At 64.3% G+C, this 17550-nt stretch carries 14 protein-coding genes; 4 read left to right on the top strand and 10 right to left on the bottom strand.

Annotation, left to right across the window (positions count from 1 at the left end):
- Position 1: 1 nt before the first annotated feature.
- Complete coding sequence (locus tag GBJ34_RS11740) at positions 2-877, bottom strand: siderophore-interacting protein (RefSeq protein WP_226341145.1); 876 nt, start codon at positions 875-877, stop codon at positions 2-4.
- 182 nt (positions 878-1059) lie between these two features.
- On the opposite strand from GBJ34_RS11740, the gene GBJ34_RS11735 reads away from it, so the two are divergent.
- Positions 1060-1848 (top strand): ABC transporter ATP-binding protein, encoded by a 789-nt coding sequence (locus GBJ34_RS11735; RefSeq protein ID WP_151719466.1) that lies wholly within the window; start codon positions 1060-1062, stop codon positions 1846-1848.
- Here the strand turns inward: GBJ34_RS11735 and GBJ34_RS11730 are convergent.
- Positions 1845-2642, bottom strand: coding sequence for an IclR family transcriptional regulator (locus GBJ34_RS11730; protein WP_151719465.1), 798 nt, complete (start codon positions 2640-2642; stop codon positions 1845-1847). The genes GBJ34_RS11735 and GBJ34_RS11730 overlap by 4 nt on opposite strands.
- A gap of 221 nt (positions 2643-2863) precedes the next feature.
- Here GBJ34_RS11730 and GBJ34_RS11725 point away from each other — a divergent pair, with 221 nt between their 5' ends.
- From GBJ34_RS11725 to GBJ34_RS11715, 3 genes are all read left to right on the top strand, one after another.
- A complete protein-coding gene (locus GBJ34_RS11725; RefSeq protein ID WP_151719464.1) occupies positions 2864-4963 on the top strand; it encodes a TonB-dependent receptor in 2100 nt (699 codons plus the stop codon).
- 72 nt (positions 4964-5035) lie between these two features.
- Complete coding sequence (locus GBJ34_RS11720; protein WP_151719463.1) at positions 5036-6343, top strand: NtaA/DmoA family FMN-dependent monooxygenase; 1308 nt, start codon at positions 5036-5038, stop codon at positions 6341-6343.
- A gap of 113 nt (positions 6344-6456) precedes the next feature.
- Positions 6457-7317, top strand: a complete 861-nt coding sequence (locus tag GBJ34_RS11715) for an alpha/beta hydrolase (protein ID WP_151719462.1) — start codon at positions 6457-6459, stop codon at positions 7315-7317.
- A gap of 21 nt (positions 7318-7338) precedes the next feature.
- On the opposite strand, the gene GBJ34_RS11710 is transcribed toward GBJ34_RS11715, so the two are convergent.
- The 8 genes from GBJ34_RS11710 to GBJ34_RS11675 form a co-directional block, all read right to left on the bottom strand.
- Entirely contained in the window at positions 7339-8109 is a 771-nt protein-coding gene (locus tag GBJ34_RS11710; protein ID WP_151719461.1) for an ABC transporter ATP-binding protein, read from the bottom strand.
- A 15-nt stretch (positions 8110-8124) separates the two neighbouring features.
- A complete protein-coding gene (locus tag GBJ34_RS11705) occupies positions 8125-9078 on the bottom strand; it encodes an iron ABC transporter permease (RefSeq protein WP_151719460.1) in 954 nt (317 codons plus the stop codon).
- Positions 9075-10100 carry a FecCD family ABC transporter permease gene (locus GBJ34_RS11700; RefSeq protein ID WP_151719459.1) on the bottom strand — a complete coding sequence of 342 codons (1026 nt, stop codon included), beginning with the start codon at positions 10098-10100 and terminating at the stop codon, positions 9075-9077. Before GBJ34_RS11700 ends, GBJ34_RS11705 begins: the two co-directional genes overlap by 4 nt.
- A 102-nt stretch (positions 10101-10202) precedes the next feature.
- Positions 10203-12602 (bottom strand): TonB-dependent siderophore receptor, encoded by a 2400-nt coding sequence (locus GBJ34_RS11695; RefSeq protein ID WP_192931200.1) that lies wholly within the window; start codon positions 12600-12602, stop codon positions 10203-10205.
- A gap of 170 nt (positions 12603-12772) precedes the next feature.
- Positions 12773-13762 (bottom strand): FecR family protein, encoded by a 990-nt coding sequence (locus GBJ34_RS11690; protein WP_151719457.1) that lies wholly within the window; start codon positions 13760-13762, stop codon positions 12773-12775.
- Positions 13763-13857: 95 nt separating this feature from the next.
- Positions 13858-14361 (bottom strand): RNA polymerase sigma factor, encoded by a 504-nt coding sequence (locus tag GBJ34_RS11685; RefSeq protein ID WP_151719456.1) that lies wholly within the window; start codon positions 14359-14361, stop codon positions 13858-13860.
- 261 nt (positions 14362-14622) lie between these two features.
- Positions 14623-15591 carry an ABC transporter substrate-binding protein gene (locus GBJ34_RS11680; RefSeq protein WP_151719455.1) on the bottom strand — a complete coding sequence of 323 codons (969 nt, stop codon included), beginning with the start codon at positions 15589-15591 and terminating at the stop codon, positions 14623-14625.
- Between the two features lie 211 nt (positions 15592-15802).
- The gene (locus GBJ34_RS11675) at positions 15803-17548 is read right to left on the bottom strand and encodes a diflavin oxidoreductase (RefSeq protein ID WP_151719454.1); all 1746 of its coding nucleotides are present in this window, start codon (positions 17546-17548) and stop codon (positions 15803-15805) included.
- Positions 17549-17550: the final 2 nt, after the last annotated feature.

Here is a 17550-nt window from a genome sequence, read left to right as displayed (position 1 = left end):
CTCAGACGGGCAGATCGATATCGGGCACGTCTTCCAGACGCTTTCCTGCGGCCACCAGCGCCTCGTATTCGGCCAGCCGCACCCGATCGAGGTCAGAGCTGCTCATGCCTTTGCGCCAATAACCCAACACCTGCATCGCGTCGCGCGCCACGCCCGCGACACGGAAATGATTGCGCAGATCGCGCATCTCTTGCCGCTCCCCCGCAGCCCAGACCGTCCAGCTGCCGGGGTTTTCCAGCGACTGCGCGGTGGCCAGCAAACGGCCCGTGCTGCCCGGTGGCTCGGATGCGGCACGGCGCAACAGGTGCAACTCCACCCCTTCCGGCGCGGGCAGCTCGGCAAAGGCTGCCGGATCGGCGGTCTCAACCCAGACCGAGGCGCGGGCACCTGCGGGCCATGCCGTCAGGATCGACCAGACCGCCGGGATCGCGGTCTCATCGGCAAAGATCGCTGCGGGTTTGCCGCCCTGGACCGCCGGAACGAAATGCTGGCGCGGGCCGATCATGCCCAGTTTCGTGCCCGGCACGGCGGCCTTCAGCCAGCGCATGGCGGGGCTGTCATCCGCGTGAATGACAAAATCGATCTCGATGATGCTCTCCGCCGGATCATAGGAGCGGATCGTGTAGACCCGCACCACCGGGCGCAGCCCTTCGGGGTTTTCCACCGCGATACGCACCGCCTGATTGGGCGGCATCCAAGGGGCCGGGTCCAGCGGCGCGATCCGCCCTGCCACCCGCGCGACCGAAGCGAAGGGATGGGTGATGCCCAGAACCTCCATCTCCAGACGCTCCATCCCGCGCATGTGATCGTCCTGCTCCAACAGGCCGGTGCGGTCCTCGACGGATTCGGCGGCGGATTTGTCCATCATGCTGGCCATGGCATCTCATCCTGCGGGCGCGCCGCAGGCCCTTGTCTATGGGGTCTGTCCGGGATGGCTACTGGCACGGCATGGGGCGGTTGCCCGGGCCGGTCGCGTTTTGGCTGATTCCATATTGCAGACAGCTTTCCGCAATGCAATACGATCAGTCATCGATATTCCCTCATGATGAGGAACCCGCCATGTCGCATCGCCTCCATGCGGATGCCGTGACGCTGCGTTATCAGGCGCGTGTCATCTCGCGCGATCTTTCGCTCGCCATCCCGGATGGCTCTTTCACCGCGATTGTCGGGCCGAATGCCTGCGGCAAATCCACCCTGCTACGCGCCCTGTCACGGCTGCTGCCGCCAGAAAAGGGGCAAGTTGTGCTGGACGGCAAGGCGATTACTGCGCTGCCCTCGCGCGAAGTGGCGCGCCGCCTTGGCCTGCTGCCACAATCGCCCAATGCCCCCGATGGCATCACCGTGGCTGATCTGGTGGCGCGCGGGCGCTTCCCGCATCAAAGTTTTTTGCGGCAATGGTCGCCCGAGGATGCGCGCGCAACCCTTGCCGCGCTGGAGGCCACCGGCACCGCCGATCTGGCCGGGCGCATGGTGGCCGAACTGTCCGGCGGGCAGCGCCAGCGCGTCTGGATCGCCACTGCCTTGGCGCAGGAAACGCCGATCCTGTTACTGGATGAACCCACGACCTTCCTTGACATCGTGCATCAGGTGGAGCTGCTGGACCTGCTGGCACGACTGAACCGCGAAGGGCGCACCATCGTCGCGGTGCTGCACGAGCTGAACCTTGCCTTTCGCTACGCCACGCATCTGATTGCGATGCGTGATGGCGCGGTGATCGCCGAAGGCGCACCGCCCGAGATCGTGACCGCAGAGCTGATCCATCAGGTTTTCGGCCTGTCTGCGCTGGTGATGGATGACCCGCTGACCGGGCGACCAATGATCATTCCGCGCGCAAGAACAGCGACTTAACCGAAGCTGCCTTGCCCGCCTGTTGCGCGGTTTATCAGTCGTGCAACATCTTGCAAGGCCAGCCGGTCTTCGGGCGCGTTCAGCTTTCCCAGATCTGTCACCGTAGTGACCACACAACTCAGCTCCCCCTGCGCATCCAGGATCGGGGCCGCTTGCCCGGTAACATTCGACAGCAGATGGCTGGTCAATTCCGCCCAGCCTTCACGGCGAATGCGGTCCGTCACCGCCTTGCCGGGGGCGGTGCCGCGGAAATGCGCGGGCTGCACCCGGCGCGCGGCCTCGATCTGCGCGCGTTGCAGGAAGGACTGGAAGACATAGCCGCAGGCCGTGTTGTCGATCGGCAGCACATCGCCCAGCCCAAGCGGCGTGATCGCGAAATGCGCGCTGCGATACCAGCGCACAAGTGTCGGCCCGCGATCCGTCCAGATCGCGACACCGCCGCTCATCGCGTGATTTTCGGCCAGTTGCTTCATTTGAACCCCGGCCATTTCCACCGCATCGACCCGGCGCAACGCGGCAATCCCAATGGAAAGCGCGGCCGCCCCCAGATCATAATGGCTGGAAACCGGGTCCTGCATCGCCAGCCCCTCTTTCACCAGGCTTTGCATATAGCGATGCGCGGTGGAACGCCCGGTGCGCGACAGGCGGGCAAGCTCGGCCAGCGGCAGCGCCCGGCCCGATTCTGCCAGAATGCTGAGGAACCGCATCGCGACAGAGATCGACTGGATCGTGGTGGATCGCTTCTGCCCGGACGCATTCGCATCCTCGTCGGGAAAAAGCTCGAACTCCATCATGCCTTGGTATCCCTTTGCCTTGGCCCGCAGGAACCGACCCCAGACATATGGGCGCGGCCCCGCATCGCGTGACATTACCGCCCCACCCTGCCAGCGGTAAAGGGGAAAGGCTTTCCGTAAATTGACATGCGGAATGCGTTATGCAATTCGGAACATCGTCATATGCCGCCAGCCTGACCGCCCGCTTCCGCATGTGCTCACCAGCTTTTTCGGGGAACACCATGCCAAACACCCAGCGTGCCCGGTTGACGCATCGCGCCAGCCTGCTCAGCATCCTCGCCGTTCTCATCGCCCATCCTGCGCTTGCACAGGATCCGGGCGCAGCAGATGGCGATATCGTCACCCTCGCCCCGGTCTATCTGACCGGCGAGAAGATCCTGCGCGATCTGCGCGGAACCCCCTCATCGGTGACGCTTGTCACCGGCGCAGAATTGCAGAAGGACGCCACCGGCAAGGATGATGTGCGCACGGCCCTCGTGGGCGTGCCGAACGTGATCTATACTGACAGCGTCTCGACCCCGGTGATCCGTGGCCAGAATGCCGAAGGCCCGCATACCGGCGCCAATGCCTTTTTCGCCGGTGCCGTGCCGCGCGCGACCATCAATATCGATGGCCATTACCTGAGCTATAATGAGCTGTATTTCGGCGGCACCGCCACCTGGGATGTTGCCAGCATCGAGGTGTTCCGTGGCCCGCAAACCACGGCGCAGGGGGCGAATGCCATTGGCGGCGCGATCATTGTCAACACCAATGACCCGAGCTGGGAACCCGAAGGCTCCTACCGGCTGGAATTCGGCAATTACAACCAGCGCCGCGCCTCTCTGGCCTGGTCCGGCCCGATCAATGATCAGTTGGCTGCCCGGATCGCGCTGGATTACTCGGCCCGCGACACATTTATCGACTATGTGAACCCGGCCTTTGTCCAGAACGAGATCGGCCAGGACTTTCGCACCGTGACTGGCCGCGCCAAGCTGCTGTGGCGGCCGACCGATATCGACGGGCTTGAGGTGAAGTTGACCTATAGCAAGTCGAACATGATCCGCCCAAGCGCAGAGGGCGCGGCAGAGGACCCGGAATTTGACGATCTGCGCTCTGTCGCGATCTGGATGCCGGGCTGGGACCAAACCACCGACACCGCGATCCTCGATATCGATTATGATTTCGGCAATGGTCTGCAGCTGTCCAACAAGCTGCAATATTCCACCTCGGATGTGGCGCGCCGGATCGGCACTGTCGGCATGGGCGATGCCGATGTCGATCAGGACAATTACTCCAACGAGACCAAGCTGACCTTTGGCACCCCCGATGACAGGATCAGCGCGGTGGCGGGCGTCTACATCGCCTATACCGATCAGGACGAATGGCTGGATCAGGGCGGCCCTTCGACCTTCCGCGACCGCAAGAACAACCTCGGCATCTATGGCGAGATGAGCTGGAAGATCGATGACCGCTGGACCCTGTCGGGTGGCCTGCGCTACCAGCGTGACCACATCCGCCGCCATGGTGACGTGTCGCCCTTCTTCGCCAAGACCGATGTCGCCTATGACGAGGTGTTCGATGAGGTCCTGCCGAAACTTGCCCTCTCTTATGAGGCATCGGATGACCTGACCATCGGCGCGATGATCTCCAAGGGCTATAATCCCGGCGGCGTCTCACTTGACTTCGGCGGCACCAAGACCTGGACGAATTTCAAGAAGGAAACCGTCTGGAACTACGAGCTGTTCACCCGTGCCAGCCTGATGGAAGACAAGCTGTTCCTGACCGGCAACCTGTTCTACATGGATTACAAGAACGCCCAGCACAGCGTCTCGCAGCTGATCGGAACCAGCTTCTACACCCAGACCTTCAACGCAGAGGAATCGCATTCCTATGGCCTGGAACTGGGTGCCGAATATCAGCCGACCGATACGCTGACCCTGCGCGCCAGCGCCGGCCTGTTGAAGACCAAGATCGACAAGATCTCGGCCTATCCGGTTTGGGAGGGCAATGAATTCGCCCGTGCCCCCGGCCGCACCATCTCGCTCGGCGCAAGCTGGGATGCAACCGACCGGATCAATCTGGGCGGCCAGCTGCGCTTTGTGGATGGCTATTATTCCAACACCGCCAATACGCCGACCTTTGCCGTCGACAACTACGCCCTGGTCGATATCCATGCCAGCTACAAGTTCAGTGACAGCATGGAGCTCTATGGCTATGTCAACAACCTGCTGGACGAGCGCGCGCCGGTTCTGCTGGAACAGGCCCGCGGCACCGTGCCCTTCCTGCAAGGCAGCATGACCGCCCCGCGCATGGTGGGCATCGGCATCCGCGGCACCTTCTAAGGCGTCCGCAAATGACCATCCGCCGGCCCGGCGTTCGCCCGGACCGGCCTCTTGCATCAGACAGGCAGGACCATGAAGCTCCGACCGAAACTCTGCATCGGCATGTCGCTGGCCCCCACCTGGCTCAGCCTCGAAGGTTGGCGACTGCCCGACAGCAACATTGAGGGGCTTTACTCCAGCGACTTCGCGCTGGATGTCGCCAAACGGGCCGAGGCCGCGCATCTCGATTTTGTCTTCCGCCCCGATGCGAGCTTTCTGCCGCTGCCGATCATGGAACACTCTTTCGGGTTTTCCAGTCTGGACCCCACGCTTTTGATGACCTCGATCGCACGGGAAACCGAAAAGATCGGGCTGATCACCACCATCTCCACCACCTTCGGGCATCCCTATCTGACGGCACGCCAGTTGATGTCGCTGCATTGGCTCAGCCATGGCCGCGCAGGGTGGAACGTCGTGACCGCCTTGCAAGGCAACGAGAATTTCGGCCAGGCAGATATGCCATCCTCCGAGGCGCGCTATGCCCGTGCCGTGGAATTCACCGAAGTGGTGCAACGCCTCTGGGCCAGCTTCCCGTCCGAGGCGCTGCTGGTCGATCGCGATTCCGGACGTTACGCCGATACCGATTTGATCCTGCCGATCCATCATCGCGGCGCGCATTTTTCGGTCCAGGGCCCGTTGAATCTGCCCGCATGGCCCGGGCCGCGCCTGCCCTTGATGCAGGCGGGGGGGTCGAAATTCGGCATCGATTTTGCTGGTCAGGTCGCCGATATGGTCTTTGCCATGGCGCCCGATCTGGCATCTGCCAGCCAGATGCGTGCCGAACTGTCCACGCGCGCCATCGCCCATCGCCGCCAGCCGCGCGATATCCGCATGTTGCCGGGGCTCAGTCTCTATCTGGGCGATACCCGCGAAGAGGCGCGGGCGCTGTTTGAGGCAACGCATCGCCGGGTCAATCGCGGCCAACGGGTCGCGCGGCTGCGCGATGCGACCGGGCTGGACCTGTCCAACTGGCCCGATGACCGGCGCGTCGCCGTCACCGACCTGCCCGCCGATCTTGGCCCCGGCCAAAGCGCGCATCACCGCGACCTGTTGCGCCAGATCATCCGGGACACCAAGCCGACCGCCGCCGAATTGCTGGCCCGGCCCGAGATCCTGACCTCGGTCCATTGGCAGATCATCGGCACAGTCGATGATGCCTTTGCCGAGATCACCCGCTGGTTCGAGGCGGGCGCGATTGATGGATTCATCGCGGTGCCGGGCGGCGCGCCCCACTCGCTGGACCTGACGCTGGAACAGCTGATCCCGCGTCTCAGCGAGGCCGGATTGTTCCGCAAATCCTATCGCGGGAATACGCTTCTGTCGCATCTGGACGACGACTGACGCCGGCTTATGACCTGCCGTTCCCAGTAACCTTTGGCCCAAGCCGAAACAGGGCTTGCAATACCCCATGTATGGCGCAAATTCGGCCCGCGCAAAGCAGAACAGGACAGCAGATGCTGAAGGCCGAGGGGATGGCGACGGCGGGCGGTGCCCGCTGGTTCGATCTGGAAGACCGCGCAAGCGGCGCGATCCGCCGGGTCTTTCTCTGGGTGCCGCCGGGCGATGCGCCGGAGGCGGGTTGGCCTTCCCTGACCATGACCGACGGCAATGCGGTGATCGCCACGGCGGTCGATGTGATGCGGGCGCAATCGCCCTATCCCACCGCAACCAACCTTGGCCCCGGCGTGCTGATCGCGGTCGGCTATCCGACCGATGATGCCTATGATCCGTTCCGGCGCAGCTGGGATCTGGGGCCGCCGCCCGGCAGCACATATCCACCATTTTGGCCCGATACGCCTGAGGTCCGCACTGGCGGCGGGGCAGAGATGGCCCGTTTCATGCTGGAGGATATGCGCGAATTTCTTGGCGGTTACATAAAACTTGATCCGGCGCGACAGGGGCTGTTCGGCCATTCCTTTGGCGGTCTTTTCGCGCTCTGGCTGATGTTCAACCGGCCCGATGCCTTTACCCACTGGATCCCGGCCAGCCCGGCGATCACCTGGGAGGACAGCTTTCTGCTGGCATCGCGTGATACATTCCGGCCTGAGGGGCGCGCGCTGACGGTGTTGCTGTCGGCGGGCGAATGGGAGGGCGATGACCTCGCCCCGTTCCAAGTGGGTGCCGAAGATGCGCAGAAACGGCTGGCCGACAAGGTGAAGACCCGCACCATCGCCGCTGCGATGGAAATGGCAGACTACCTTTCGCAAATCCCCGGGATCACCGCCCGTTATGAGACCTATGCTGGCGAAACCCATATGTCGGTTCTGCCGGTTGCGGTGAACCGCGCCTTGCATTGTGTCTTTGCGCTGCGCTGAAACTGCATTCTGACCCGGAGTTCAGAACCCTTCCGGTAGCACCACACGCTTGCCGCTGGAAGGCATCGTGCTGACTTCGAATTCGATGCCGAAAGTCTGGGCCAGCGGCCTTTCCGCCAGCACCATATCCGGCGGGCCGGATGCCACCAGCCGCCCGTCACGCAGCGCAAGGATATGGTCACAGCTGCGCGCCGCCACTGTCAGATCATGCAGGATCATCACGATACTGCGGGCCTGTTTCAGATCGCGCAGCAGCTGCACCAGACCCGCCTGATGCGGCAGATCCAGATGGTTCAGCGGTTCATCCAGCAGGATCGTGCCGCTTTCCTGCGCCAGAACCAGCGCGATCCAGGCCCGCTGACGCTGGCCGCCCGACAGGCTTTCCACCGCGCGATCTGCCAGATCCTCCAGCCCCACCGCCGCCATGGCGCGGGCAACCGCCGCATGATCGGCCGCCGCCATCGGCAGGAAGGGGCGCAGCCACGGGGTGCGACCACTCGCCACCAGCTGCCGCACCGTCAAACCGGGGGGCGCGTGCCCGCTTTGCGGCAAAAGCGCGATCCGCCGCGCCCGCGCCTTCGCGGACAGGGCCGCGATATCCTGCCCCTCATGCTGAACCGATCCAGCATCCAGCGGCAGCACACCGGCCAGCGCGCGCAGCAGCGTGGTCTTGCCGCACCCATTGGCACCGATAGTCCCGGTGATGCCCTGCGGCGGCAGGGTGAAATCAAGGCCCTGCAGCACCGGCACGCCGCCAAGGCGCACGCTCAGATCCCGAACGGTGAAAGACATGAAACCTCCCTCAGATCAGGGCGCATCGCGGCGGGTTTGCCGCCAGACCGCAAGGATCAGCACCGGCGCGCCGATCAGCGCGGTGTAAAGCCCGGTGGGCAACAGGGCCGCGGGCGCGAAAGACCGCGCCAGCAGATCGGCCAGCGTGATGAATGCGGCCCCGGCAAGGGCGGCGGTGACCGGGCTGGGGCGGCCATATGCGGCCAGCCGCGCGACGGGTCCGGCGGCCAGTGCCACAAAGGCCATCGGCCCGCAAAGCGACACGGCACCAGCGGCCAGAAGCGCGGCCAATGCGCCAAGCCCCGCGCGCAAGGCCCCGACCCGCAAGCCAAGGGCGTGGGCCAGATCATCACCCAGTTCCAGCCGATCCAGCGCCCGCCCTGCCAGCAAAAGCGGCAGCATCAGTGGCAACAGCCAAAGCGCGCGGGCAAGTTCCGGCCAGCCGACGCCGTTCAACGTGCCGCCCAGCCAGGTCATGACCATCCCGGCATCGCCGTCGCTCGCGCGCAGGATCAGCGCCTCGGTCGCGGCACCCGCCAGAATGGCCAGACCAAGGCCTTGCAGGACCACCGCGCGCGGCTCGATCCCGTGGCGGGGATGGGCGGCAAGCCAGGCAAGGATCAGAACCGCCGCGCCACCACCCGCCCATGCGCCAAGGGTAACCGGCAGCCCCGCCAGCAGCGCCAGCACCGCGCCAAGCGCCGCAGATTGCGACAGGCCCACCACATCGGGCGAGGCCAGCGGGTTGCGCAGCAGGCTTTGGAAGACAAGGCCCGACAGGCCGAAACAGCCGCCCGCGATCACCCCGGTCAGCAAGCGCGGCACACGCAGGTTCCAGACCATCCTTGCATCGGCCCCGCTCCCAAACAGCGCCTGTGCCAGTTCAGACAGGGTCAGCCAGTTGCGCCCGGCGGCAAGGCCCAAGGCGGCCAGGAACAGCGTCAACAGGGCGAGGGCCGCAATCCTCATTCCGTGCCCCGCAGCATCCGCCGCACCAGCAACATGAAGGCGGGCGCACCGATCATCGCCAGCACGATGCCCAGCGGCAGCTCGGCCGGACGCACCAGCCTGCGGCCCGCCGTATCGGCCAGCAGCGCAAGGCTTGCCCCCATCGGACAGGCCAGCAAGACGGTCATCGCAAGGCCCGATTGCGGTGCGATGCGGCGCGCCAGATGCGGCGCGATCAGCCCGATGAAGCCGACCGGCCCGGCCAGCGCCACCGTCGCGCCTGCCGTCAGGGTGATTGCCAGAAAGCCAAGGCTCAGAACCCGCCCAGGATGGATGCCAAGCGCCGCCCCCATCTCGCCGCCCAGCATCAGCGTCTCGATCTGGCGGGCGACCAGAAGGGCAATCCCGATCCCGACCAAGGCGACCGGGGCAAGCATCAGCAGACCGTTCCGATCCGCGAGGGCAAGCGATCCGACCATCCAGAAGCGATAGATATTGCGTGCCTCGGGGTTCAGCAGCACCACAAGCGAGACGATGGCCATGCAAAGGCTGGCGAATGCCGCCCCCGCAAGCGGCAGGCGCAGGCTGTTGTCTCCGCCGCCCGCCAGCAGCCGCACCAGCATGGCCGCCGCCCCGGCCCCCAGCAGCGCAAGGCCTGCTGTCGCCATTTGCGGCAGCGGCCCCAGCACCCAGAGCCCGGCCACAACCGCCAGCGCCGCCCCGGCATTCACCCCGGTCAACCCCGGATCGGCCAGCGGATTGCGCACGATCGCCTGCATCACCAGCCCAGATACCGCAAGCGATGCCCCCACCAGCATGGCGGCCAGCGCGCGCGGCAGCCGCATCCCCATGACGATGGCCTGCGCCGCATTGCCGGGATCGAAATCGCGTAAAGCCTGCCAGATCAGCGCGGGCGGATAATCCTGCGCCCCCAGGCAAAGCGCGCCACCAAAGGCCAGCAATGTGACCAGCCACAGCCCCCCGAGACGCAGGCCCCCGAGACGCAGGCCCCCGAAATGCAGAAAGGAGAAGGAATTGTCCAAGTGGTGTCAGCTTTCGCTGCGCAGCATAGACCGCGCCCGAGTGTCAAAGGGCGGCGGCGCAGCCCGCTTGGTGCGCCGCCGCCCGCTTCCTTCGCTCTGCGATCAGAACGACTTGTTCAGGGTCAGCGTGACGATGCGACCCTCTCCCTTGGCGCAGGCATAGCCATCATAGCAGACGCCGTTGTAATCACGGTCAAACAGGTTGGTCACCCCGAAATCCAGCGCATAGGCCTCGGCATCATAGCGCAGGGACAGGTCTGCGAGCGTATAGCCCGGCGTCTTGCGCAGATTGGCCTGGGTTGCGTAGGAATCCGAGACATAGCGGATGCCGCCACCGATGGTCAGGCCCGGCAGCAGCGCCGCCGCATCGTAATCCAGCCAGAGCGAGGCCTGGCGCCTGGGTGCCATCGCGTTCTGGTTGCCGATCAGGGATGCGTCGGTGCTCTTGGTGATCTCGGTATCCAGATAGGTATAGCTGATCATGCCTTGCAACGTCTCGGTCAGCTGACCGCGCGCCTCCAGTTCGATCCCGCGCGAGCGGATCTCACCGGCCTGGGTGAAGCTGCCCCAGGTCGGATCGTTCAGGTCATAATCCTTCACATTGGTCTTGCGCAGATCGAAGATCGCCCCGCTCAGCAACAGCGCCTCGGTCGGGGCATAGCGCAGACCGGCCTCCCATTGCTTGCTTTCCGACGGATCCAGCACCTTGCCGGCAATGGTGGTGCCGACATTCTGGATGAAGCCCTGCGTGTAGCTGAGATAGGGCGTCAAGCCATTGGCAAATTCATGTGTCAGCCCGATCATGCCAGTGGTCGCGCTGTTCTTCTGGCGGCTGACACCGCCTGCAAGCAGATCGACCGCCTCGTCTTCCAGCCAGGCGCGACGCAGACCGAAGGTCAGCGAGGTTCCGGTATCAAGTTTCAGGTGATCCTGCAGATAGATGCCACGCTCGGTATAGGTCTTGCGATCCTTTGCCGAAAGCGGCGGCTCGGTCACGGGCATATCAAGATCAGTGCTGCCATAGGGCACCAAGGTCGTCACGCCGTCCATATAGACATATTCGCGCAGCGACCGGCGCTGATATTCGGCCCCAATGATCAGGCTGTTTTCGCCACCATCAAAGCCACGCTTCCATTCGAGGAAGTTGTCGAAGCCCAGGCTGCGGGCCTCTTCATCCATGCGGAACGGGTAGTAATACAGCCCGTCCTTGTCGGCATAAGAGATGTCGAATTGCGTGTAATCAGTGGTCTGATGCGCAAAGCGGGCGCGCTGATTGAAGGTCAGCTCGGTCGAGAACTCATGCGTCAGCTCCCAGCCAAAGGATTCCTGCCGCGTCTTGAAGTGGTTGTAATCCGACTGCTTGTAGGCCCAGTCCTTCGGCATGGTGCCCCATGCGGTGTCGTAATCGACGCCCGGCTGCGAATACATGATCAGCGGCGTCAGCGAGTCGCGCTGGATATGGCCCAGGAAGGTCAGGGCGGTGTAATCACTGGGCGACCAGGTCAGGCCACCGGCCAGGAAAGCCCGGTCATTGGCGCTGTCCTCGATATCGGTTTCACCCTGGCGGAACAGCCCGGTCAGGCGTGCGGCCACCGTGCCACCGGCATTGACGGTATTCGACCAATCGATCCCGGCCTTCGCGGTGCCATTGCTGTCATAGCCCAACTTGCCCTCAGCCAGACGGTCAAAGGTCGGGCGTTTCGTGACAAGGTTGATCATGCCACCCGCATCGTTGGAACCATACAACACCCCGGCCGGGCCGCGCAGCACGTCGATCCGCTCGATCATATAGGGGTCGGTGGTAAAAGCGGTGAAGCTGATGGATTTCTGCGGCAGCCCGTCGCGATACATGGCCTGCGTGCCCAGATCGAAACCGCGGATCGCGAATTGATCAAAGCGGTCATCGGTTCCCCAGGTCGAGGCATTGATCCCGGCGGTATATTTGATCGCGTCTTCCACCTGACGGGGCTGGCGCGCCTCAAGTTCGGTCGTCGTCACCACGGAAATCGACTGCGGCACCTCCGACAGCGGTGCACCCGCCTTCACGCCGGTTTCGGTCGAGGGGGCCAAATAGCCGCTGATCGCGCCGGAATAGGCCAATTTGCTTTGAATGATGACCGTGCCGAGCAGGACCGCGTCCCCGGTATCCGGCGACAGATCGCCCTGCGCCACCAGATTGGGATCATAGATCTGCACCGTGGTCGGGTTGCTGAAGCGGTAGCTGAGGCCGGTGCCCGACAGCAGCGTCGACAGCGCGTCTTCCGCGCTCATCATGCCCTGCACCGGGTGGCCCATGGCAGTCATCGGCGCGCTTTCGCGGAATACGACCGAAAGCCCGGCAACGCGGCCGATATCATTGACCGCGCGGGTCACCGATTTCGCCGGGATGTCAAAGCTGAACTGGCTTGATGCCTGCTGCGCCTGCGCCATGGTGACCGGCGTGATCGTCGTGCTGGCCAGCAAAGCCGCCATCAGCACATATCCAGCCCTGCTTGCGCTCATTCCACGCATCGGTAAGACCCCTCTCATATCCTGATCCTTGAGCCCGGGTTGCAGGTCAGACGCCTATGCCTTGGTGCTCGTTACAGGGTTCACGCCTGAAAGGGCCGATCGCCGAACTGGAGTCTTGAAAAATTCTCACGCGCGAGCAGCGGCCTGCCCGGTGCCCGCGATCAGGGCGAAATGATGGTCAGTCGCCCGGCCAGCACGCGCTGCCGGAATCCAAGGCTTGCCTGCAGGGCCGCAAGCGCCGTGTCGCTGTCATCCAGCACGAAACTGCCGGTGACCCGTGCCTCGGCCAAACTGGCCGAGGTCACGACAATCCTACCCGCGCGATAGCGACCGATCTCGTTCAGCACATCGCTCAAACGGGCACGATAAAAGGTGTAGCGCCCGCCGCGCCAGGCCAGCGCATCGCCCAGATCGACCGTTTGCACCGGCCCGATGCCTGCCCGGTCAAAGCTGGCCTTCTGCCCGGGTTCCAGCAACAGCGGCTGCCCGCCCGCCGTCAGTGCGACGCTGCCATGTTCCAGCGTGACGTCTGCGCCGGTGTCTTGCAGGCGCACGTCAAACCCCGTGCCCATCACCCGCACCTCGCCCTCGGCTGCGCTCACGATAAAGGGGATCGCGCCCGGCGTCACATCAAAGAAGGCCGCGCCCCTCAGCAGTCGGACACGACGTTCAGACGCGGAGAAATCCTCGATCAGCGCGCTGTCAGCATCCAGCAAAACCTTCGTGCCATCGGCCAGCGTAACCTGTTCTCGCGCACCACGCGGTGAGACGTAATCCGCCGCCAGATCCGCAATCAGATGCGGACGCTCCAGCCAGACACCGCCACCCGCCCCAAGCGCCAACAGCGCACAAAGGGCGACCGCCACCCGCTTTCGGGTCTTGGCGCGATCTATCCGGGCCAGATAGGCCGCAATCTGCGCCTCGTCCTGCGCAGCCATGCGCGCCGCAGGTCCACCCGCCACCTGCCAGCCTGCCTCGATCTTGCGGAACGCCTGTTCATGCGCCGGATCGGCCTTCCGCCATGCCGCCACCGCCGCGCGGGTCTGCGCATCCGGCCCATCCAGCAGCGACAGAAAATGCGCCTGCGCCGCGGCTTGCAACGGATCGGTCCGAGCCTCGGGCTGTGATGGGGGGATGGCGTCGGGAGTCATGCGGGGGTCATGGTCCGGGCTGGCTGAAACGGCATTGCGGGTGACATAGGGACGGATCGGCGGCTTGCACAGATATTTCTTGGGCGCGGGCGCGCTCAGTCGCCGCCCGCCGCCACACCCGCACAGGCGGCGACCGCCTTGGCCATATGCTTTTCCACCGCGCGTTTGGAAATATTCATCACCATCGCAATCTCCGAGAAACTGCGGCCATGGATACGGTTCAGGATGAAGATATGACGGGTCCGCTGCGGCAGCAGCGCCAGCAGATCATCGACACGCTGCACATCCTGCCGCGCGGCCAAGATCGCCTCGGGTGTCGCGGGGGCTGCCGCATATTGCTCGGGCATAATGCCCGCAAAGAAGGTGCTGCGACGGGTCTCTGCCCGCAGATGATCGATGGCGGCATTACGGGCACAGCGGTTCAGATAGGCCGCAGGCTCGCCCGTCCAGTCGGTCGCGCGTTCCCACAGCCGCAGAAAGATATCCTGCACCAGATCGCCCGCCGTGCTGGAACAGCCGACGCGGCGGGTGATCTGGCGTTGCAGCCGCCCCTGCTCCGCCATGTAAAGCGCGGCTATTTTCTCACCCTTCGCGGTCATCGCTCGATTAGGCTCACCCTCGCCCCGCCAGCGGATGGGAAGGGCGCTTTGCCATTCGATAGGCGCGTGAAAATTCCCGTGCAAGCGCAGCAATTTAGCTTTCACGGGATCTGTCCGAGACCGCCTCCGTGAAATCATAGTGAAAAAGTCAGGATTTGCAGCGAGCTAGCCCGCGTCCCGACCAAACCGCGGGGATGACCCATTCGGGCAACGCACCCGCAATTTCAGATCACTGTTGCAATTGCGCCGCAGACACAGCGCCTATTGCGGCAGGTCGGTTCCGGTCGCCGGATCGCCATCCAAGGCCGCATCCAGTTGCAGAATCAACCGATCCAGCGCCCAACTGATCGACAGGGGCGACTGAAAGCTCATCGCGCCGATCATTTCCTCATCGGTCCAGATCGCACGCCCCTCACGCGCCATGCGCGTAGCCTGCCACGATGGCAGCGTCTCGATCACCGCGCGCGACGGCGCATCGACCTGCCACAGCACGACATCCAGATCGAACATGTCCAGCCGTTCCGGGCTGACCATGAAATTGCCGCGATCCCCCGACAGCGTGTCAAACTCAGCCGGGCTTTGCAGGCCAAGCGCCCCCAGCAGGCGGTTTCCGCCATCGCGCACCGGATAGCCGATGATCTGGCCATCGGTAAAGCTGGCCGCCGTGCCGCTATGGCCTTTGAACTGCGGATAGGCCTTGGCGGCCGCATTGATCTGGGCCTGAATGCGGGCAATCATCGCATCGGCCTCGGCCTCGCGCGCGGTGGCCTGCGCGATCAGGCGCAGTTCCACATCCCAGGGGGCACCCCAACGCGGATATCCTTCGGGCTGACCGATCACAGGCGCAATCTGCGACAGCTGCGCATAGGTCTGCGGATCCAGCGGCGCGAAGGTCGCGATGATCAGATCGGGCTCCATCGACCAGACCCATTCCACGTCAATCTCCATGCCGTTCTGCACCTCGGGCGTGGCATTCAGGGCCGCGCGCGCACCTTCCGCCCAGGACCAGGTCGCATAGGGGCGGTCGCCGAACCATTCATGCACGCCCACCGGCGCAAGCCCGAGACCATAGAGAAAATCCTGCTCATGATAGCCGACCGAGACAATGCGCTGCACCTTGGCCGGATCAAAGGTGGTCTCGCCCAGACCGTGGCGCAGGGTGATCTCTTCGGCCCTTGCCGGCAGCGCCGCGATCAGCGTGAGGATAAGAAGGCAAAGCAGGCGCGACATGAGGCTGTCCTTTGCGGCAAGGTAAATTGGCGGGATACCTGGCCAGAGCGCGGACAAAGGTCCGGATCGCGGACTAAAGGCTGGGGTGCCTGCGGGGCTAGCCCGCCGGGGGACAGGCGTCAAGCCCCGTGCCGGTTCAACTCCGGTTCAGATCCCGGCCATCAGTCTGGCCAGCCAGCCGCCACCATAAGGCACTTCCGGCGCATCGGCCTCAATAAACGTCCCGCAGATAGCGTTTCGCCCGCTTCAGGCCATTGACATATTCGGCTGCGGCCTCAGGGCTCAGCCCCCCATGCGTGGCGATGATGTCGTGCAGCGCGGTATCCACGTCACGCGCCATGCGGGTTGCATCGCCGCAGACACAGAAGGTGCCGCCCTCCTCGAGCCAGGCGAACAGCGCCCTGCCATTCTCGCGCATCCGCGTCTGGACATAGACCTTTTCGAACTGATCGCGCGAAAAGGCCAGATCCAGCCGCGTCAACACGCCCTGCGCTGCCATCTCGGACAATTCGCCCTCATAGATGAAGTCGCTTTCTCGGCGCTGATCGCCGAAGAACAGCCAGTTCGGCCCCTTGGCCCCCCGCGCCTGCCGTTCCTGCAAAAAGGCACGGAACGGCGCGATGCCTGTGCCCGGCCCCACCATGATGAGCGGCAGATTGTCGTCCGTTGGCACCCGGAACGCCTTGTTCGGCTGCACGAAAATCCCGGATTCTGCCCCGGCGCGGTCGGCAAGAAAGGTGGAACATACCCCGCCATGGCTGCGCCCTTCACGCATCCAGCGCACCGAGGCGACCGTCAGATGCACCGATCCCGGCGCGGCATGGGGGCTGGAGGAGATTGAATAGGCCCGGTGTTGCAAAGGCTTCAACAGGCCCAGCAGGGTGCTCGCCGGCATCGCGCCCTTTGGCAACATGCGCAGCAGATCCAGCAGATCGCGCCCCCAAAGCCAGGCGTCGATTGCCGCGCGATCATCGCCCGCCAGCACATGCGACAGCGTGTCATCCCTGGCGCGGGTGCCGATCTCGGCCAGCATCTCACGCGAAGGGGTCATGATCTCGAAGGCATGGGTCAACAGATCCCCCAGCGGGCGATCATGGCCTGCCACTGCCTGATCGGCCGAAGCGCCCAGTTGTTCCAGCAGGCTTGCCACCAGCGCCGGATCGTTGACCGGCGTGACGCCCAGCGCATCGCCCGCCTCATAGCTGAGGCCGGATGTGCCCAGATCAAATTCATAATGCCGGATTTCCTTGGCGGAGGCCGCACCCGACAGCAGCCGGTTCACCGCAAGGCGCGACGGATAGGGGCTCTTGCGGCTCCACGCCGATTTCGCGGGGGCGGCAGCGTCGGTTGTCGTGTCGACCGCCTGAAGGCTTTCCCCGGCCAATGGCAAGGTGGCATCGACCCAGGCCAAAGCCGCTGCCTCATAATCCACATCGCAATCGATGCGCGCGGCAAGCCGCGTGGCACCCAGCTGTTCCATCTGCGTATCCAGCAGTTTGCCTGCCTGACAGAAACCGTCATAGCCTGTATCGCCAAGCGCCAGCACCGCATATTTCAGCCCCTCCAACCGGGGCGCGGTGGAGGCTTGCAGGGCCTCCCAGAACAGCTGGGCATTATCGGGCATCTCGCCCTCGCCATAGGTCGAACAGACCAGCACCGCGCGCCGCATCGCCGCCAGCGCCTCGGGCGTCACATCGTCCATGGCCTGCACGCGGGCCTCGAACCCCATGCCACGGGCGCGGGTCGCAATATCTTCCGACAGCATTTCCGAATTGCCGGTCTGGGTGCCATAAAGCACATGCAGCACCGTGGCGGATTTCGCGTCCGAGGCGACAGCGGCGACGGGTTCCACCAGCCCCATGGCCTGCCGCGAATGCAGCCCGGCCAGAAAGCCCGAAAGCCAGGCGCGCTGATCGCCGCTAAAGGGGGCGTCCTCGGGGATATAGGGGATGCGCATCG

It is taken from the genome of Gemmobacter serpentinus (assembly GCF_008973825.1).
In the GTDB taxonomy this organism is placed as follows: domain Bacteria; phylum Pseudomonadota; class Alphaproteobacteria; order Rhodobacterales; family Rhodobacteraceae; genus Gemmobacter; species Gemmobacter serpentinus.
The sequence above is the reverse complement of the archived record's forward strand: the minus strand, read 5'-3'. Positions and strand labels throughout refer to the sequence as shown.

Excerpts from the sequence above, each read along its gene's own strand:
- GBJ34_RS11675 (WP_151719454.1), bottom strand. The coding sequence starts at position 17,548 with ATGCGCATCCCCTATATCCCCGAGGACGCCCCCTTTAGCGGCGATCAG.
- GBJ34_RS11715 (WP_151719462.1), top strand. The coding sequence starts at position 6,457 with ATGCTGAAGGCCGAGGGGATGGCGACGGCGGGCGGTGCCCGCTGGTTC.
- GBJ34_RS11690 (WP_151719457.1), bottom strand. The coding sequence starts at position 13,762 with ATGACTCCCGACGCCATCCCCCCATCACAGCCCGAGGCTCGGACCGAT.
- GBJ34_RS11740 (WP_226341145.1), bottom strand. The coding sequence starts at position 877 with ATGGCCAGCATGATGGACAAATCCGCCGCCGAATCCGTCGAGGACCGC.
- GBJ34_RS11680 (WP_151719455.1), bottom strand. The coding sequence starts at position 15,591 with ATGTCGCGCCTGCTTTGCCTTCTTATCCTCACGCTGATCGCGGCGCTG.
- GBJ34_RS11720 (WP_151719463.1), top strand. The coding sequence starts at position 5,036 with ATGAAGCTCCGACCGAAACTCTGCATCGGCATGTCGCTGGCCCCCACC.
- GBJ34_RS11685 (WP_151719456.1), bottom strand. The coding sequence starts at position 14,361 with ATGACCGCGAAGGGTGAGAAAATAGCCGCGCTTTACATGGCGGAGCAG.
- GBJ34_RS11710 (WP_151719461.1), bottom strand. The coding sequence starts at position 8,109 with ATGTCTTTCACCGTTCGGGATCTGAGCGTGCGCCTTGGCGGCGTGCCG.
- GBJ34_RS11735 (WP_151719466.1), top strand. The coding sequence starts at position 1,060 with ATGTCGCATCGCCTCCATGCGGATGCCGTGACGCTGCGTTATCAGGCG.
- GBJ34_RS11705 (WP_151719460.1), bottom strand. The coding sequence starts at position 9,078 with ATGAGGATTGCGGCCCTCGCCCTGTTGACGCTGTTCCTGGCCGCCTTG.
- GBJ34_RS11695 (WP_192931200.1), bottom strand. The coding sequence starts at position 12,602 with ATGAGCGCAAGCAGGGCTGGATATGTGCTGATGGCGGCTTTGCTGGCC.
- GBJ34_RS11730 (WP_151719465.1), bottom strand. The coding sequence starts at position 2,642 with ATGATGGAGTTCGAGCTTTTTCCCGACGAGGATGCGAATGCGTCCGGG.
- GBJ34_RS11725 (WP_151719464.1), top strand. The coding sequence starts at position 2,864 with ATGCCAAACACCCAGCGTGCCCGGTTGACGCATCGCGCCAGCCTGCTC.